This window comes from Kribbella sp. NPDC048837, from assembly GCF_055586945.1.
This window is the reverse complement of sequence record NZ_JBVJHF010000006.1, coordinates 379043-396698: the sequence shown is the minus strand read 5'-3', so window position 1 is coordinate 396698 and position 17656 is coordinate 379043. Positions and strand designations below refer to the sequence as shown.

13 protein-coding genes are annotated in these 17656 nt (G+C 69.5%); 2 read left to right on the top strand and 11 right to left on the bottom strand.

Annotation, left to right across the window (positions count from 1 at the left end):
- Positions 1-53: 53 nt before the first annotated feature.
- Positions 54-827 (bottom strand): hypothetical protein, encoded by a 774-nt coding sequence (locus ACZ6O0_RS28445; RefSeq protein ID WP_465768048.1) that lies wholly within the window; start codon positions 825-827, stop codon positions 54-56.
- A 21-nt stretch (positions 828-848) separates the two neighbouring features.
- Positions 849-1514, bottom strand: a complete 666-nt coding sequence (locus tag ACZ6O0_RS28440; protein WP_465768047.1) for a TetR/AcrR family transcriptional regulator — start codon at positions 1512-1514, stop codon at positions 849-851.
- Between the two features lie 99 nt (positions 1515-1613).
- On the opposite strand from ACZ6O0_RS28440, the gene ACZ6O0_RS28435 reads away from it, so the two are divergent.
- Together ACZ6O0_RS28435 and pdxR are read left to right on the top strand one after the other, a co-directional pair.
- The gene (locus ACZ6O0_RS28435; RefSeq protein ID WP_465768046.1) at positions 1614-2603 is read left to right on the top strand and encodes an NAD(P)-dependent alcohol dehydrogenase; all 990 of its coding nucleotides are present in this window, start codon (positions 1614-1616) and stop codon (positions 2601-2603) included.
- A gap of 40 nt (positions 2604-2643) precedes the next feature.
- Entirely contained in the window at positions 2644-4023 is a 1380-nt protein-coding gene (gene pdxR, locus ACZ6O0_RS28430; RefSeq protein WP_465768045.1) for a MocR-like pyridoxine biosynthesis transcription factor PdxR, read from the top strand.
- On the opposite strand, the gene mmuM is transcribed toward pdxR, so the two are convergent.
- The 9 genes from mmuM to ACZ6O0_RS28385 all read right to left on the bottom strand — a co-directional run bounded on the left by mmuM (position 4012) and on the right by ACZ6O0_RS28385 (position 17550).
- Complete coding sequence (gene mmuM, locus ACZ6O0_RS28425) at positions 4012-4899, bottom strand: homocysteine S-methyltransferase (RefSeq protein WP_465768044.1); 888 nt, start codon at positions 4897-4899, stop codon at positions 4012-4014. The two genes, pdxR and mmuM, sit on opposite strands and share 12 nt — an antisense overlap.
- Positions 4883-5809 (bottom strand): FAD-dependent oxidoreductase, encoded by a 927-nt coding sequence (locus tag ACZ6O0_RS28420; RefSeq protein ID WP_465768043.1) that lies wholly within the window; start codon positions 5807-5809, stop codon positions 4883-4885. The genes mmuM and ACZ6O0_RS28420 overlap by 17 nt, the downstream gene beginning before the upstream one ends.
- Positions 5810-5830: 21 nt before the next feature.
- Complete coding sequence (locus tag ACZ6O0_RS28415) at positions 5831-6928, bottom strand: esterase-like activity of phytase family protein (RefSeq protein ID WP_465768042.1); 1098 nt, start codon at positions 6926-6928, stop codon at positions 5831-5833.
- Positions 6929-7002: 74 nt separating this feature from the next.
- Positions 7003-8325, bottom strand: a complete 1323-nt coding sequence (locus ACZ6O0_RS28410; RefSeq protein WP_465768041.1) for an enolase C-terminal domain-like protein — start codon at positions 8323-8325, stop codon at positions 7003-7005.
- Positions 8322-9236, bottom strand: a complete 915-nt coding sequence (gene kdgD / locus ACZ6O0_RS28405) for a 5-dehydro-4-deoxyglucarate dehydratase (RefSeq protein ID WP_465768040.1) — start codon at positions 9234-9236, stop codon at positions 8322-8324. The genes ACZ6O0_RS28410 and kdgD overlap by 4 nt, the downstream gene beginning before the upstream one ends.
- Before the next feature lie 52 nt (positions 9237-9288).
- Positions 9289-10167, bottom strand: coding sequence for a LysR substrate-binding domain-containing protein (locus tag ACZ6O0_RS28400; RefSeq protein WP_465768039.1), 879 nt, complete (start codon positions 10165-10167; stop codon positions 9289-9291).
- Positions 10167-10841, bottom strand: a complete 675-nt coding sequence (locus ACZ6O0_RS28395; protein WP_465768038.1) for a FadR/GntR family transcriptional regulator — start codon at positions 10839-10841, stop codon at positions 10167-10169. The genes ACZ6O0_RS28400 and ACZ6O0_RS28395 overlap by 1 nt, the downstream gene beginning before the upstream one ends.
- Complete coding sequence (locus ACZ6O0_RS28390; protein WP_465768037.1) at positions 10838-11959, bottom strand: L-talarate/galactarate dehydratase; 1122 nt, start codon at positions 11957-11959, stop codon at positions 10838-10840. The genes ACZ6O0_RS28395 and ACZ6O0_RS28390 overlap by 4 nt, the downstream gene beginning before the upstream one ends.
- A gap of 38 nt (positions 11960-11997) precedes the next feature.
- Positions 11998-17550, bottom strand: coding sequence for a DNRLRE domain-containing protein (locus ACZ6O0_RS28385; protein ID WP_465768036.1), 5553 nt, complete (start codon positions 17548-17550; stop codon positions 11998-12000).
- Positions 17551-17656 lie beyond the last annotated feature (106 nt).

Genomic DNA, 17656 nt, shown 5'->3' with positions numbered 1-17656 from the left:
GCGCCCCAGGCTGGTCACCATGCTCTGAAAGCCCACGGGTGTCAACGTCACCGCTAGTTGTCGCCGCCGCCGTAGTCGCCGCCTGCGTCGTGTCCACCGCCGAAGCCGCCGTCGTGGCCGCCGATGCCGTGAGCGTCGCCGCCGCCCCAGCTTTCGCCCCAGGTGCTGTGGCCGGTTGACTGGCCGTCGAAGCCTGACAGGGCGATGTAGGTGGCGCCTCCTCCCGCGCCGGCGAAGTAGCCCTGGCCGTAGGGGCCGAAGGCCCGGCCGGCCTCCCAGTAGGGGACCTGGCGGGAGCCGAGTTGCACGTAGCGGATCTCGGGTTCCTCACCGGCGCCGACTCGCGCCGCGTCCTGAGCGCACGCCGGCACCGTGCGAGTGCCGCGCCGCGGCTGCGTCCACACGACATCGGTGGTCGACGGCCCGTGCTGCGGATTGAAGAAACACGGAACGCGTCGCTCGGGTACGTCGACGCCGGCAACCCGGGCGCGGACACACGTTATGGCGTATCGCCCGGTGGCCAACGTGTCGGCAATCTTGCTGATCGCGTCAGCCGTCCGCAGCCCTTTGACCGCCAATTGCGCGGATTCGTACGCATCCAGTGCCACCTGGTAATCACGTCGCGTATCGCCGTCGAGTTCACGCCCGGCGACATCCTCTCCCAGCCGCGACAATTCCTCCCCGAGCAGAGTGATGTCCTCCTCGGCGACTTCCTTGATCTGCAGCACATCAGCCGCATCGATCCGCCGCGCCGTCCGCCGATCCCACAGCCGTCGCGCGGCCACCGCAATTCCCCCACCCAGGGCCAGGAACAAAAGCCACTCCATCGACCGACAGTACGCCTGCGGTCAGCGGGGAAGGGAGGCGTCGAGGGCGTCGAGGATGAGGTTGAGACCGAAATCGAATTCGTCGCCGAAGTCGTACGTGGTTTTGAAGTAGTAGCCGGTCGCCATTTCGACGAGGTGCGGATAGTCACCGGCGGTGAAGTGTTCCATGATCGACTCGGCGACGGGCGCCACGGTGTCGGGGCCTTCGAACGGCAGGCCGGCTTCCTGGAGGGCGAAGCCGTAGGTATAGCTGTCGATCAGGGCGTACGCGTGAGCCGTCATCTCCAGTGAGAAGCCCGCCGCGCGCAGGGTGGCGAGGACCGCGTCGTGGTGGCGCAGGGTCGCCGGGCCGGGGGAGGTGCGCGACTCCAGCAACCCGATCGCCCACCGGTGCCGCCGCAGCACCTGACGGGCCGACGCGGATCGTCGCCGCAGCTCCGCCCGCCAGTCGCCGTCGGCCGACGGGAGCTCGATCTCGCTGAACACCACGTCGACGATGCCGTCGAGGATCTCCTCCTTGTTGGCCACGTGGTAGTAGACCGACATCGGCTTCGCGCCGAGCTCCTGCGCCAGCGAGCGGATCGTGAGCCCGCCGATCCCACCCGCGTCGGCCACCTCGATGGCCGCTCGGAGCACCCGCTCCCGGCTGAGCCGGGGACGCTGGCGCGGCTTCTCGGAGGTTCCCATCCCCGGACCATAGCAGTTTCGTACAAAGTACGATACGGTTGCCGTACTTAGTACGAAAACCGGTGCGCTGGGGGCACCCGAACCCACCAGAGGATCACCATGGCCACCACCGTCACGACCACCATGCGAGCGATCGTCCAGGACCGGTACGGCGACGCCGACGTCCTGCGCCACGACCGGATCGCCGTCCCCGAGATCACCGGCCGCCAGGTCCTCGTCCGGGTCCACGCGGCCGGTGTCGACCGCGGGACCTGGCACCTGATGACAGGTACGCCGTACCTCATCCGCCTCGCGTTCGGACTGCGCAGACCCAAGAACCCGGTCCCGGGACGAGACGTCGCCGGCACGGTCGAGGCCGTCGGTCCCGAGGTCACCGCGTTCGCGGTCGGCGACGAGGTGTACGGCGTCGCCCCCGGCTCGTTCGCCGAGTACGCCGTCGCCCGCGAGGACAAACTCGCCCGCAAACCGGCCAACCTGTCCTTCGAACAAGCCGCCGTGGTGCCGATCTCCGCGCTCACCGCCCAGGACGCACTCACCGTCGGCCGGCTCAAGGCCGGCCAGCACGTGCTGATCACCGGGGCATCCGGTGGCGTCGGCAGCTACGCGGTCCAACTGGCCAAGGCGCTCGGCGCGGAGGTCACCGGCGTGGCCAGCACGCAGAAGCTGGACCTGGTGCGATCGCTCGGTGCCGATCACGTCATCGACTACACCCGGGACGACTTCGCCGCGCTGGGGAACCACTACGACCTGATCATCGACATCGCCGGCAACCCGACGCTGTCCCGGCTGCGGCGTGCCCTCACCCCCACCGGGACGGCTGTCATCACCGGTGGTGAGGACGGGGGCGGTCTGACCGGCGGGATGAACCGCCAGTTGCGCGGGCTGATCCTGTCGCTGTTCATCCGTCAGCGGATCGCCATGTTCGTCAACAAGGAGCGTGGCAGCGACCTGGTCCGGCTGACCGAGCTGATCGAGGCCGACAAGGTGACGCCGAGCGTCGAGCGCACCTACCCGCTCGACCAGGCCGCGGACGCGCTCCGCCACCTCGCCGCGGGCAAGGCGCGGGGGAAGCTCGCCATCACGATCTGAGCAGCGGTGGGGCTGGAGCCTCGGGATAAAGTCCCGTGCCATGGAGAGTTCGGGGGATGCCGCCGGGGCGGATCTTCACCTTGATCTGGCCGCGGCGCGGGGACGGAACGAGCTGGTCCGGGCGTTGCACGAGTCGATCCGGACCGGACGCCTGCCCGCCGGGACCCGGCTGCCGTCGTCGCGGTCGCTGGCCAAGGATCTCGGGATCGCCCGCAACACCGTCGCCGACGCCTACGGGCAGCTCGTCGCCGAGGGCTGGCTCACCGCTCGCCAGGGATCCGGCACCGTCGTCGCGAACCGCGCGAGTACCGCACCGGCGCCGGTCGCGTCGTTGCCGCAAGCAAGGAATTTCCGCTACGACTTGACGCCGGGCTCACCGGATGTGGCGACCTTCCCACGCGGGGAGTGGCTGACCGCGGCGCGGAAGGCGCTGACCGCCGCGCCCAACGAGGCGTTCGGGCTGGGCGATCCGCGCGGCCGGATCGAGCTGCGGCGGATGCTGGCCGACTATCTCGCCCGGGCGCGTGGGGTCCGGGCCGATCCGGAGCGGATCCTGATCTGCTCCGGGTACGTGCAGGCCGTGAGTCTGCTCGGCGAGGTGGTCAAGGCGCTGGGCGGGACGACAGTAGCGGTGGAGGAGTTCGGCTACAGCCTGCACCGGGACGTGATCCGGGCGCGTGGCCTGGAGGTTGCCGCCGTACCCGTCGACGAGCTGGGAGCGCAGACCTCGCACCTGACCGGGCAGGGGGTGTTGCTCACGCCGGCCCACCAGATGCCGACGGGCGTGCCGCTCGCGCCAGAACGCCGTACGGCGGCGGTCGAATGGGCTCGCGATGCGGGGGCGGTGCTGATCGAGGACGACTACGACGGTGAGTTCCGGTACGACCGGCAGGCCGTGGGTGCTCTGCAGGCGCTGGATCCCGAGCGGGTCGTGTACACGGGGACGGCGAGCAAGAGTCTCGCGCCCGGACTCCGGCTCGCCTGGATGGTGTTGCCGCAGCGGCTGATCGAGCCGGTGATCGCGGCCAAGCGGACCGCGGACTTCCAGACCGCGACGCTCGACCAGCTGACCCTCGCGGAGTTCATTGCCTCCGGCCACTACGACCGGCACGTACGCCGGTCCCGTCTGCACTACCGCCGGCGCCGCGACCGCCTGGTCGAGCTACTCGCCGTCCGCGCGCCCGACGTCAAGGTCGCGGGTATCTCCGCCGGCCTGCACGTCCTCCTCGACGTCCCCGGCGACGCCGACGACATCGTCACCCGCGCCGCCCGCCAAGGCCTCGGCCTCGCCACCCTCAGCAACTACCACGTCAACCCGACCCGAGCCACCCGCCAAGCAGTCATCGTCGGCTACGGCACCCCACCCGACCACGCCTACCCCGGCGCCCTCGACCTCCTCTGCCAGGTCCTAGGCGTCTAGCGCGGCGGCCAGTGCTCGGATGTCGGCCGGGCCGACCCGGCAGCAGCCGCCGATGTACGTCGCTCCCGAGCGGAGCCACCCGGGTGCGAGGGTGGCGAGGGCCGTGGCGGTTGCCGGACCGCTCCACCGGTGGCCGGCGGCGTCCCAGGACTCGCCGCTGTTCGGATAGGCGATCGCGGGTTTGCCGGTGATCTCGACGGCCGTCCCGACGGCGGCCTGGACGTCGTCCGGCCTACAACAGTTGATGCCTACGGCAACCACTTGGGAGATGGCGGCCACCACCCCGAACGCGTCGGCCAGGGGCTGTCCGGCGCGGGTGCGCGAGCCGGCGATCGAGTACGAGAACCAGGCCGGGAAGTCCAACTCACGCAGCAGCTCGACCAGGACGAGCGCTTCGTCCACATCCGGGATCGTCTCGACCGCGAGCAGGTCGGGGCCGGCGTCGATGAGCAACTCCAGCCGCGGTCCGTGGAAGTCACGCAGCACCGCCGGGCTCACGCCGTACCGTCCGCGATACTCCGAGCCGTCCGCGAGCATCGCGCCGTACGGTCCCACCGAAGCGGCCACCAGCCGGTCGCCGGCGAACTCGTCGCGCACCTCGCGCGCGATCCGCACGCTGTCCCCGATCAGCCGTTCCGCCTCAGCCCGCGGCACCCCGGCGCGCTCGAAGCCGACCACGCTCGCCTGGTAGCTGGCCGTCGTGGCCACCATCGCCCCGGCCTCGTAGTACGCGCGGTGCACCGCGGCGATCTCCTCCGGCGCGTCCTTCAGCAACCGCGCCGACCACAGCGCGTCGGACAGGTCGTGCCCGCGGTCCTCGAGCGCGTTCGAGAGACCGCCGTCGAGGATGATCGGGCGGTCAGACGCCTTGGACAAGCTCGAAGACCTCATCCGCGCAGCCCCAGGAGAGGGTGACGCCGGAGCCGCCGTGGCCGTAGCAGTGGATGACGGGCTCGCCGGTGCGGGTACGGACGAGTTCGCAGCGGATCGCGGGACGGGCGGGGCGGAGGCCGACGCGCTGGCGGAGGACCTTCGCCTTCCGGAGCTGGGGAACGAGCTCGGCCGCGCGGGCGAGGATCTGGTCGGCCGTCTCGGGGTCGACGGCCAGGTTCCAGTCGCCGGGCTGGCTGGTGCCTCCGACGACCACGTCGTTCTCACGCGGAACGACGTACGTCAGTTCGTGCGGGGCGCGGTCGGCGATCAGCCACTCGCTCAAGCCGCACTGCTCGACCGTCATCACCTGGCCGCGGACCGGCGTCACGGTCGGGTCGCCGGCGGTCAGGCGGGCGCCGAGGCCGGTGCAGTTGATGACCAGGTCGGCCGTGGTCGGCAGCGCGGACAAGGCCGAGCGGGTCAGCGTCCCTCCGGCCTGCTCGAGCCGCTTCACCAGCGCCTGCAGGTAGATCGGCATGTCGACCACCGGGGTGGTGAACGACCATCCGTCGGCGAATCCGGTCGGCGGCGACGGAACGCGCGCCAGATCAGGCAGTACGTCGGCCCAGCGCGGATCCGGCCTCCGCTCCACCAGGAACTCGCGCCCGTGCCGCATCCGCACCGACGGCTCGATCTCCGCCAGCTTCGCGAACTCCTCGTACGACGTCCTGGACCAGGCGGTGACGCGGTCCTCGGGCGCCGACAGGTACGGGTACCACAGCGCGGCCGCCACCGCGGACGTCGTCTCCAGCGGCAGATCGCGCGCGAACACCGCCACGTCGTACCCACCCTCGGCGAGCCGGACCGCGCAACTCAGCCCGATCACGCCCGCACCCACCACGATCACGCGCATTCACACATTGTGACGCGTCGGTCAGTGCAGGTCGACCGCCAGCGAGTAGAACCGGGTGATCTGGGTCGCGCCGTTGTTGTCGTCCGAGATCAGGTACAGCTGCCGCCGCCCACCCGGCAGCGAACCACCGAGCGCGAGCCCCTCCACGTTGTCCAGCAACGGGTTCGGCTGCGGCTGCTTGGCGACCGCGCCCGACGGCGGGCAGTTCACCAGGTCGAACAGCAGCTTCTTCTGCAGGAAGACGCTCGCCGGGGCATCCGCCAGCGAGACCTGCTTCGTCACGTCGACGGCCCGCTTGAGCGAGACCGTGAACACCCGGATCGTGTTCCCGACACCTGGCGTGAACGTGCGCTCCATCGAGACCAGTTCGGTCGGGTTGACCCAGGCGAGCTCGACCAGCGCGAGCCCCGGGTCCGGCTGGTAGGCGTACTGCGCGATCGGACGGTAGTCGTGCCCGGGCAGACCGACGTACCGGATGATGCGGTTGCGCGTGCGGCCGTCGGCGTCCGTACCGTCGGGCGCGAGCGGGCCTTCCATCCCGGCGAACAGCGACAGCCCGTCCCGGCTGACCGCGAGCGACTCGAACGTCGCGTTGCTCGTCGCCTCACCGGCGGGCGCGACCTGGAACCGGGCCGGGACCGGCAGCGAGCCGATCTGCAGACCGTCGGACAGCCGGAAGCGCCGGATCGACGGCTCCCGCTCGGAGGTCGCGAGGATGGTCCGGTCGCCGCGCTCGACGACCAGTCCTTCACCGTCGAAGTCGGCACCGTTGTACGGCGTACCGTCCGGGCGGCGCAGGATCGTCATCCCGTCGACGCTCGCCCAGGTCGGCGTGCTGTTGATCTTCAGGTCGAACACGCGGGCCGGCGTGGTCCCGACGTTGTCCACCAGCGCGATCGCACTGTGCCGGCCGGTCACGTTGATCGCCGACAGCCCGGCCACTGGCTGCCCGTCGAACGTCGTCTTGTCCAGTGCGTCGCTGAACCCGAGGAACGTCGCGTCCTTCGAACACGCACCCCCACCACCACCCGAGTGCCCGGACGGCGTCGCCGACGCGGTCAGCGTCGCGGTGAGAGCGGTCAGGACAACGGCAGCGGCGAGCGGCTTCTGCCAGCGCATTCTGTGCACCTTCGGGCTCCTTGATCGAGACGACAGCACCGATGGAAACCTATCCCGGGCAACGCCAGTGAACATCACCGCACCAGACAGGGCCGCTTCGGGTCGAAGGTCCAGCCGTCGATCAGGTACTGCATGGCGATCGCGTCGTCGCGGGCGCCGAGACCGTGCTCCAGGTAGAGCTGGTGCGCCGCGGCCAACGCGCTCCGATCCAGTTCCACCCCGAGACCAGGACGGTCCGGTACGGCGATCTCGCCGTCGGCGATCCGCAACGGCTCCTTCGTCAACGCCTGGCCGTCCTGCCAGATCCAATGCGTGTCCAGCGCGGTGATGTCGCCGGGCGCCGCCGCGCCGGTGTGGGTGAACATCGCGAGCGAGATGTCGAAGTGGTTGTTCGAGTGCGAGCCCCAGGTCAGCCCGAAGTCGTGGCACACCTGCGCGACCCGGACCGACCCGGCCATCGTCCAGAAGTGCGGATCCGCCAGCGGGATGTCGACCGCGTCGGCGCGGATCGCGTGGGCCAGCTCGCGCCAGTCGGTCGCGATCATGTTCGTTGCCGTCCGCAACCCGGTCGCCCGCTTGAACTCGGCCATCGTCTCCCGCCCGGAGAACCCGGGCTCGGCGCCGCACGGGTCCTCGACGTACGCGAGTACGTCGTCCAGCCCGGAGCACACCGCGATCGCCTCCCGGACCGGCCAGGCGCCGTTGGGATCGACGGTGATCCGCGCCGACGGGAACCGTTTCGCCAGCGCACGGACGGCGTCGATCTCCACGTGAGCGTCGAAGACGCCGCCCTTCAGCTTGAAGTCCGCGAACCCGTACCGCTCCTGGGCCGCCTCCGCCAGCGCCACCACCGCGTCCGGCGTCAACGCCGGCTGCCTGCGCAGCTGCGACCAACGATCGCCAGTGCCATCGTCAGTCAGGTAGGGCAGATCGGTGTGCGTCGGATCGCCGACATAGAAGAGGTAACCGAGCACGGGCACGGCCGAGCGCTGCTGGCCGTCGCCCAACAGTTCGGCGACCGGTACGCCGAGGTGCTGGCCGAACAGGTCGAGCAGCGCGGACTCGAGTCCGGTCACCGCGTGGACTGTGGTCCGGAGGTCGAAGGTCTGCAGCCCGCGGCCGCCCGCGTCCCGGCCGGCGAAGGTCTGGGTCACGGAGCGGAGGAGCTGGCGGTAGCGGGCGAGTTCCCGGCCGACGACGAGCGGCGCGGCCTCCCGGATCGTGGAGGCGATCTTCTCGCCGCCCGGGACCTCGCCGAGACCGGTGTTGCCCGAGCTGTCGGTGACGATCACGACGTTGCGGGTGAAGAACGGTCCGTGCGCGCCACTCAGGTTGAGCAGCATGCTGTCGTACCCGGCGACGGGCACGACCTCGACGGACGTGATCGTCGGGGTCACTTGATCTTGCCGATCAGATCGGTGAGCTCGGCCAGTTCGTCCTCGGTCAGGTCCTGCAGTGGTGGGCGGACCGGTCCGGCGGAGCGGCCGATCGCAGTCACGCCGGCCTTCACGATCGAGACGGCGTACCCCTTCGTCCGGTCGCGGATGTCGAGGTAGGGGATAACGAACTCGTTCAGCTTGCGGTAGACCTCCGAGCGATTCTGCGCGCGGACATCGGCGTAGAAGCCGAGCGCGAACTCGGGGACGAAGTTGAAGATCGCCGAGGAGTACGTGCTGACGCCCAGTTGCAGCAGCGGCAGCGCGAACGTCTCGGCCGTCGGCAGGCCGCCGATGTAGGTGAGCCGGTCGCCGACCCGCGCGTACGTGCGGGTCATCATCTCGATGTTGCCGACGCCGTCCTTGAGGCCGACCAGGTTCGGGTTGCGGTCGGCGAGCGCGGCGACGGTGACGTCGGTCAGGATCGCGTTCGCCCGGCTGTAGACGGTGACCCCGAGATCGGTACTGCGGCAGACGGCCGACACGTGCTCGATCAGACCACGCTGCCCCGCCTCGGTCAGGTACGGCGGCAACAGCAGCACACCGTCCGCGCCGGCTGACTCGGCGGCCCGGGCCTGCGCGATCGCGGTCGCCGTACCGCCGGTGGCAGGGGCGATCACCGGGACCTTGCCGTTCACCTCGGACACCGCCGTCCGGACGACCGTGTCGATCTCCGCCGGGGTCAGGCTGAAGCCCTCGCCGGTGCCACCCGCGGCGAACAGGCCGGCGACGTCGTACTGGCTCAGCCAGGACAGGTGCTCGCGGTAGCCGGCCTCGTGGAAGCTCAGGTCGGCGTTGAAGTGCGTGACCGGGAAGGACAGCAGTCCGGTCTTGAGCTGCGCGGCCAGTTCGGCGGGGGAGTAGTGGGTCACGTCCAGCAGCCTAGGAAGCGCGATGGATACCTGTCCAAGAGCATTTTTGGATCTAGTGATGCTCTGGGAGCATCGCCAGCACCCGGTGCACGACCGGGTTGGTGGAGTCGCGGCTCCAGATGGCGTGCAGCTCGACCGGCTCACCCGGTACGCCGAGCTCGCAGTACGTGACGCCCGTGACGCCGAGGCTGCGGGCCGAGGCGGGGACGAGCGCGACCCCGCGACCGGCCGCGACCAGCAGGATCACGGTGAGGATCTGCTGGACCCGCTGCTCGATCCGGGGATGCGCGTCGGCCAGGAACCGGACCGTCAGCTCGTGGAAGTAGCGGGCCTGGGTCGGGGAGTAGCTGATCACCTGTTCGCCGGCGAAGTCGGCCGGGGTCAGTGGGCGGCCGAGCTGCGCGAGCCGATGGTTGCCCGGGACAACGGCACACAGCGGCTCCCGGAACACGATCCGCGAGTCGAGCACGCGGGTGTCGAACGGCGGCCGGCCCAGCCCGAGATCCAGCTCGCCGCGGAGCAGCCCGTCGATCTGGCCGGGCGTCACCCGCTCGTGCAGGATCACGTCGACGCCGGGCAGCTCCTCGGACATCCGCCGAAGCAGGGGACCGAGTGTCCGGATCGCCGAGGTGGCGGTGAAGCCGAGGCGCAGCGTCCCGGCCGCACCTTGATCGACCCGGCGGGCCAGATCGCCCGCGGTCTCGACGAGCGCGAGCACGCGGCGAGCCTCGGTCAGGAACGCCTGACCCGCTTCGGTCAGCGCCACCCGGCGGTTGTCCCGCTCGAGCAACTGGACGCCGACCGCGCGTTCCAGCTTCTGCACCTGCCGGCTCAGCGGTGGTTGGGTCATGTTCAGCCGCTCCGCGGCGCGGCCGAAATGCAGCTCCTCGGCAACGGCCACGAAGGCGGTCAACTGATCGAGCGAGAACATCAGGTGAGCCGCTCGCGGGTGTTGGTCAGGTGGACGCGTGCCGCCGCGCGGGCGCAGTCGGGGTCGGAGCGGGTGATGGCGGTGTAGATGTTCTCGTGCTCGTGGACGACGCGGGTGAGGTGGTCGGGGTCCGACATCTCGTAGGCCGGATCGAGCCGGGTCCGCGGCAGCATGATCATCATCGGGCCGAGGGAGGCGATCAGGTCGGAGTAGAACCGGTTGCCTGAGGCAACCGCGATCTTCAGGTGGAACGCGAAGTCCGCCTCGACCGAGCGGCCCGGGTCGTCCCCGATCCGGCGGAACTCGTCCAGCGCCCGCTCGACCCCCTTCAACTGGTGCGGCGTACGCCGTCCTGCCGCCAACGCCGCGGCCTCGGTCTCCACGCCGATCCGAAAGTCCATCAGCTCCAGCACGTCCTGATGCGACCGAACCTCCCGCAACCCGGACGTCCGCTCAGGCACGCCCAGCACGAACGACCCTCGGCCCTGGAACGTCTCCACCAACCCAGCAGCCTGCAGTCGCGAAACAGCCTCCCGCACCACCGTCCGGCTGACCCCGAACTCCGCCACCAGGCTGTTCTCGCCCGGCAGCTTGTCCCCGGGTGCGATCTCCCCGCTGAGGATTCGCCGCTTCAGGTCCTCGACCAGGTCGTACGCCAAGCCTCGCCCGCTCATCGGGTGCCGAACTCACACGCGTCGACGGTCCAGGCCGCGCACTGTTCTGACGTCGTGAAGCCCAGGCCGGGGCGGTCGGGGACGAGCATGCGGCCGTCGAGGGTCTCCAGACGCTCGTTGAACAAGGGATTCAGCCACTCGAAGTGCTCCACCCACGGCTCGCGCGGATAGGCCGCGGCCAGGTGCAAGTGGATCTCCATCGCGAAGTGCGGCGCCAGCTGAAGCCCGTGATGATCGGCCAGCGTCGCCAGCTTCAGGAACGGCGTGATGCCGCCGATCCGTGGCGCGTCCGGCTGGATGATGTCCGCGGCCCGCGCCTCGATCAGCCGGACGTGTTCGCCGACGCTCGACAACATCTCCCCGGTCGCGATCGGCGTGTCGAGTGCCGCCGCCAGTTCGGCGTGCCCGAGAGCGTCGTACGCGTCGAGTGGCTCCTCGATCCACACCAGGTCGAACTGTTCCAGCACCCGCCCGAACCGCAGCGCCGTCGGCCGGTCCCACTGCTGGTTCGCGTCCACCATCAGCGGTACGCCGTCGCCGAGGTGCTCGCGGACCGCGCGGACCCGCTCGAGATCGACCCGGGTGTCCGGCTGCCCGACCTTGAGCTTGATCCCGCCGATCCCGTCGGCCAGCGACTTCGACGCGCGCTCCTTCACCTCCTCGATCGGCGCGTGCAGGAACCCGCCGGAGGTGTTGTACGCCCGCACCGAGTCCCGGTGCGCCCCGAGCAGCTTGGCCAGCGGCAGCGACGCCCGCTTCGCCTTCAGGTCCCACAGCGCGATGTCGATCGCCGCGATCGCCTGCGTCGCCACCCCGGACCGCCCGACCGACGCACCCGCCCACAGCAGCTTGTCGTACACCTTCCCGATGTCCGACGGATCCTCTCCGATCAGCCCCGCCGCGATCTCCTTGGCATGCGCGTACTGCGCCGGCCCACCGGCCCGCTTCGAGTAGCTGAACCCGATCCCGTGCTGGTCCTGCTCGGTCGCGATCTGCGCGAACAGGAACACGATCTCGGTCATCGGCCGCTGCCGGCCGGTCAGCACTTTGGCGTCACTGACCGGCCGGTCGAGCGGGAGGACGACGGACGAGAGCCTCACGTGGCGGATGCGATCCATCCAGTGATCGTACAAGTCATCAACTTGTCTGACAACGATCAGCCGAACAGCTTCCGCCACCCCCGCTTCGTCTGCTTCCAGGTCCACTTGCCCAGGCTCCGGTACTTCTTCGCACCCCACTTGTGGAACCGCCAGACGCCCTTCCAGTACGACGTCCACAGTCGCGACGCCTTCTTCCCCAGCCACGACCCGAACCGCTTGAGCGGGCCTACCCAGAACAGCAGATCCGACTTCCACTTCTTCTTTTTCTTCGCCTTCTTGCCGTCAAGATCGATCTTGTCGATCGGATCCGCGCACGTGTACTCGTACGCGTTGCAGCTCCCGCCGTACACCGGATCCGTCTGCAGGAACCGGCCGGTCGCCGGGTTGTAGACCCGCACTCCCATCAGCACCAGACCGCCGGGCGTGTCCGCGGCCCGCTGCTCGGCACCGAGCCAGCCGTACCGCTGCTTCCCGACCGCCTCCGGATCCCGCGGTACGCCGTACTCGTCGGCCTCGGACGTCGTCGACAGACCGGCGTCCCCGTCGTGGATGGTCGCCACCACGTCACCTGAGAGGTCGGTGACCTGCCACTCGGGTACGCCGCTGTCGCTGTCGACGACCGCGGTCAGTCCGGCCAGCCCGCTGACGAACCGCGTGAACCGGTCCGGTCCCTCCTGGGTCCACACCGGCTTGTCGTCGTCGCCGTCGTAGTGCTGCACGTTGTCCACGACCACACCGGTCGCGTTGTCGGTCCACGCGCGTACGCGTTCACCAGTCACGTCGATGGCGTAGTCCGTGGTCCGGCCGCCCTGCGTGATCGTGTCCACGAGGTCGCTCACGTGATAGGTCAGCGTGAGGTCCCCGGCCGTGGTCGTGCGACCCAGTGCGTCATAGCTGTAGTCCGCCGACGTGACCCGATCTGCTGTGTCATAGGTCCAGCTCCGGGACGAGGCGGGAGTGGTCGACTGGCATGAGCCGTCAGCCGATGGGCCATAGACGGCACTGGCCGTCCGGTCGGTCGCGGTGTTGAAGGTGTACGTCCGCGTGGTGCAGTGCTCGCCCACGGTGTCCTGCACCGCGGTGACCCGGCCGGCCGCATCGTGCGTGTAGCCCTCAGTGGACAGCGTCGAGACGCGCTTGGCTGTCTGACCATGTGCTGTGTGCGTGAGCGACTCCCGGAACAGCACACAGTCGGATCCCGGACACCCGGGCCTGCTGTAGGTGATACCGGCCTCGGCGCCACTCTCGTCGTACGCGGTCTCGACCTTGACGCCGTTCGGCCAGATCTCGCTCACCAGCCGGCCGTCCGCATCGTAGCCGCCGGTGTAGGTCCCCGCGTCGTCGTCGGTCAGCGACGTGACCAGGCCACGCGCGTCGTACGTGTAGCTCCGAGTGGCCTTGCCGTCGGAACTGGTCGCCGGCCGTCCGGCCGCGTCGTACGTCGTGGTCGAGACGTTGCCGTCGGCATCCTTGTACGCCGTCAGCCGGCGCAGCGTGTCGTACCCGCGGACGAGCTCGGCGGTGATCGTGCCGTTCACGACGGACTGGCTCCGCAGCAGGTCGCCCGTCACACCGTCGTACAAGTTCCGCTGTGTCGGCACCGCCGTACCCAAACCGGTCACTGCGGTCTCCAGCACCCGCCCGGCCGCGTCGTACGTCGTGGTTGTTGTTCGCAACGTGCCCGCACTGGTCTTCTCGGTCTTCACTCGCGGCTGGTGGTAGATGTTGTACGTCGTGACTGTGGCTGGCAACTCGGGTCCGGTCGCGGGCTGGCCGCCGGGCTGGACTCGGCACGGGAGGTTCGCCCACTCCGGTCGCAGGTCGCACTCGGCGTACCCACTGCCGCTCGTCGCGCGGTAGTAGATCGTCTTCCGCGTCGCGGGCGTGTTGGTCGTCGTACCGCCCGCCGCTTGGGTGGTGGAGGTTGCCAGACCAGTCGCCGGGTCGAGAGTCGTCCGCACGGTCTGTCCGAGGCCGCCCGGGTCGACGGTCGTCACGGTCGGCTCCCGGAGCGACCAGTTGTAGCCGGTGGTGGTCACTCGGCGGTCCGCGTCGACGGTGGTGCCGCTCGTACCCCAGTGCCGGACCAGAGTCTCTTCCGTCGTGACCAGGTTGTACGGACCACCGCTGGTGGGTGCGCCTTGGTCGTAGGTGTTGCGAGTGACCTGGCGGCCGCGCGTCGTCGTGCCGTCGCTCAGTTGCACGTCGGTCTCCGGCTCGGACGTGCTCTCGAGACGGAGTCCGTCGAAGGAGTAGGTGTTCAGCGTCGAGTTGGCCAGGGACAGCGTCTGTTCGGTGGCGTCGTCGTCGGACTGCGATCGGTTGAGTGCTCTGGCGCGGTTCTCGGCCGTCAGCGAGCGGGTCACGTTGCCGAAGCCGTCGTACCACGTGGCGGTGAGGTTGCCGCCTGGAGTGGCTGTGTTGACGAGACGACCGTTGGCGTCCAGATAGCTCACCGTTGGTTCCTCGGTGGGCGGGGAGATGGCCGTGGCGTCGGTGGGTGCTTCGAGCTGGCCCCAGCGCTTGGTCTGAGCAGGGGACCGGTCGTTCGGTGCACCGGTCCCGGACAGCGGCACCTTGTAGGTCATGGTCGCGTCGGCCAGCGTCGGGCGGGTGATCTTCTGCAGCCGGCCCGCACCGGAGTCCCCGGAGACCGTTGTGTAGCTGAACTGCCACGTCTCTTCAGCGGCCGGTTTCACGGTGCTGAGCACACCGTCTGCCTGGTAGGTGTACGCCACCTTGGAGGCCGGACCGATCCGTGGGTCCCAGGTCCCGCGCAGTCGTCCGGAGCTGTCGTACTCGTACGCCGCCATCGGTACGGTCCGCATCGCCGCGGTGTCCGGATCCCAAGCGGTGAAGGAGATCTCCTTCACCCGTCCGGCGTAGTCACCAGTGCCGTTGGTGGTGGTGGCGTAGGTGAAGTTGAGTGCCCGGCAACCACGGGTCAGTGTGGCGCAGTTGACCCCGTCCGGCACCGGAGCGAGCATCCGTGTCGGCCGGACCGCTTCACCCACCTTCTCCCAGAGGTAGGTGGTGGTCTGGTTGCTACCGGGCTGCGTGGTCGCAGTCGGGTAGTAGGTGCCGGCGGCCGACCCGATCACCCGAGTGAACGTGACCGACGTGCCGTCCTGGTCGGACAGCTTGTACGAGTCCGTCGTACTGGCGTAGGTCAGCTTGAGGAACTCCTGTCCCACCTCAGGATCGAAGTCGGTGCCGTTGCGCGCAGTGAAGCCCACAGTGTCCCCGTCGGGCAGCCCCACCTGCACGAGCGAGCCGAACACTCCCAAGGAGGTGTACGGCGTCTCCGCCTCCGCCACGAGTGCGCCCGAGATCCAGCCCGGCCCGAACATGCCGGATGCGTCCGTCTTGGTCGCCTGCCGGCTGTTGTACGTGCGACTGACGGTCAAGTCGCTGCCGTAGGCATCCACCGAGACATCGGCGTCGGCGAGACTGAAGTTGCCGGTGAGTAGGTTGACCTCGCCGGGACCGATCTGACTCGTGGCAGCGGTCGCCAGGTTGCGGTCGAACGTGAGCTTCACCGCGCCGGACGACGTACCGCCGGTGAAGGTGCCACGAAGCTGCACCGGCCCGTCGCGGGGGATGGACTGCGCGTCGGCCGCAGTGAGCGTGGCCTCCAGATCCCAGTTGAGCTTGGGGAACTGGCCGTCGCCGCTGGTCGGCAGTGGCCAGGTCACCGCGCCGCCTCCCGCGGCCAGGGTCACGTGGGCGGCCGGAATGGTCGTCCAGGTGTCTGTGTCGCCGCGACGCCACTGGTAGATGACACCGGTCGCCGTACTGCGTCCCGCACCGACGATGGCCGTTTTCGCGGCACTGACATCACCGGTCTTCGGTGCGATCACCGCTCCACCCCCGACCGAGAACACGTACGCCGTCAACGGCGACCTGTTGCCCGCCCGGTCCCGCGTGCGCACCCAGAGCGTGTGCGGTCCGTCCGCGGTCGGTGTGATGCTGACACTGGGAGTCGCGGCGTTGACGACCTGGTCGGGCGGATTCACGTCCACGCCGTACTCGTACGCCGCCACGTCGCTCACCCCGGATGCGCCGAAGGTGAACGTCCCGGCGACACCTGCTCCACCGGACCACTGTCCAGCCGGGTACGTCGTCGACGAGACCGTGGGTGCAGCACTCGGGGCGATGGTGTCGACGGTGAACTCACACCACGGTGACCAGTCGCCGGCCGTCGTTCCGTCCGTGCCTTGGACTCGCCACGCGTAGCTGCCGCCTTCGGTCAACGGTCCGGTGGTTGCCCCGAGCCACGAGCCGGATGCGCCGGGGCCGGCCGTCAGCGTGGTGACGCTGCCGCCCACTGGCTTCCATTCGAAGGTGGCGGAGACCTGTGCGCCGACGCCGTCGGTGATCTGGGCGCGTAGCTGCGGAGTGAGGCTGGAGAGGTACGGGCGCGCCGTGCCGGTCGCACACACGGTCTGGGGCGAAGTCGCCTGCGCGGTCACGGCTGTCTTGGTCTGGTAGGTGATGGTCACCGACGGCGGGTTCGATGCGGCCTCACGGGACGCAAAGCGTTTCCAGCCGTAGTTGTCCGTCTCACTGGCCTGCAGACCTATGGTCGTCTTGGCCTGCTTGGCAGTGGCCGTGTACTGGAAGGCCGCAGTCACCGGGATCGTCACCCAGCCGTCCCCGCAGGAGGTGGAGAAGCCCTTGGTCTGCGTGGACGTGCCGACCTTCTCGATCCATGTGGGCTGGTTGGTCCAACGGACCGCACTGGTCACCTCGGGAGTCCGCCAGGCCTCCCAGGCGCGCGCCGTACACGAGAAGGAATGGTTCTCCCAGAGGTTGAGCGTCGCGGCCTGGATCTGCTTGTCCCAGAGCCAGTCCTGGTTGTCGAAGCGTACGTACGAGCGGGCCTTGTTCGTGCCGCCGTCGTACGTGCCGATCTTCAGCTCGGTCGCCGTGGACCGGTCGGTCGTGTAGGTGTTCTGCACGAAGGCGTCGAAGTTGGCACCGGACGTCTGCGCCGGGCCGGCGGTCGCGCCGTTCGTCGCCACCAGACGCTGCTCGTAACCGGTCCGGGTTGCCTCGACGACGAGGTCCACACCCGGCTTGACCGCGCGATAGGTGGCCGTGGTGCCGTCGAGCTCGGGTGCCGGCAGCGGACCGGTCCAGCGCAGCGCGGGACCATTGCCCGCAGCAACCAGCACGTGGTTCCCCGGACCAGCCGCACCGGACAGCGTCAGTCCTTCCGGATGCGCCTTGGTTCGGACCGAGCCGTCCGCCTGCCGCTCCAGCGTGACGTCGATGTCGATCCACTGCCCGGCGCTGCCGCGCATCCGCACCGGCCCGGCACTGATCACCGCTTCGGTCTGCCCCGACGGCAGCGCGAAGAACTCGGTGGTCTCGGTCGTCTTCCCGCTGATCAGTACCTTCTGCCCGGTCGTCCGCGCGGTGACGTACGCCGCGGCCTCGTCGGTGCGCGCCAGTGGGCCGGTGGGCTCGGCCGGCGGGGGAGTGGCCCCGGCCGGGAGTGCGTGGAGAGCGGAGGCGGCGAGCGCGAGGGCGGCGACGATGCCGATCCAGCGTGCTGATCGGGGAGTCGGGTACGGCCGCGAGAAACAGGTCCGGGGAAACACCATGAGCTGACCTCTCTGGGGCGGGGCGGTCGCGACCAGGGTGCGGGTGCGGCGCCGTGCCGGGACAGGTCAGAAGTGGACAGCTTCCGCATCTGGCCAACGTGTGTTT

Coding starts and splice junctions, on each gene's coding strand:
- ACZ6O0_RS28415 (WP_465768042.1), bottom strand. CDS start 6,928: ATGCGCTGGCAGAAGCCGCTCGCCGCTGCCGTTGTCCTGACCGCTCTC.
- ACZ6O0_RS28400 (WP_465768039.1), bottom strand. CDS start 10,167: ATGTTCTCGCTCGATCAGTTGACCGCCTTCGTGGCCGTTGCCGAGGAG.
- ACZ6O0_RS28390 (WP_465768037.1), bottom strand. CDS start 11,959: ATGGATCGCATCCGCCACGTGAGGCTCTCGTCCGTCGTCCTCCCGCTC.
- ACZ6O0_RS28440 (WP_465768047.1), bottom strand. CDS start 1,514: ATGGGAACCTCCGAGAAGCCGCGCCAGCGTCCCCGGCTCAGCCGGGAG.
- pdxR (WP_465768045.1), top strand. CDS start 2,644: ATGGAGAGTTCGGGGGATGCCGCCGGGGCGGATCTTCACCTTGATCTG.
- ACZ6O0_RS28385 (WP_465768036.1), bottom strand. CDS start 17,550: ATGGTGTTTCCCCGGACCTGTTTCTCGCGGCCGTACCCGACTCCCCGA.
- ACZ6O0_RS28445 (WP_465768048.1), bottom strand. CDS start 827: ATGGAGTGGCTTTTGTTCCTGGCCCTGGGTGGGGGAATTGCGGTGGCC.
- ACZ6O0_RS28420 (WP_465768043.1), bottom strand. CDS start 5,809: ATGCGCGTGATCGTGGTGGGTGCGGGCGTGATCGGGCTGAGTTGCGCG.
- ACZ6O0_RS28395 (WP_465768038.1), bottom strand. CDS start 10,841: ATGAGCGGGCGAGGCTTGGCGTACGACCTGGTCGAGGACCTGAAGCGG.
- ACZ6O0_RS28435 (WP_465768046.1), top strand. CDS start 1,614: ATGGCCACCACCGTCACGACCACCATGCGAGCGATCGTCCAGGACCGG.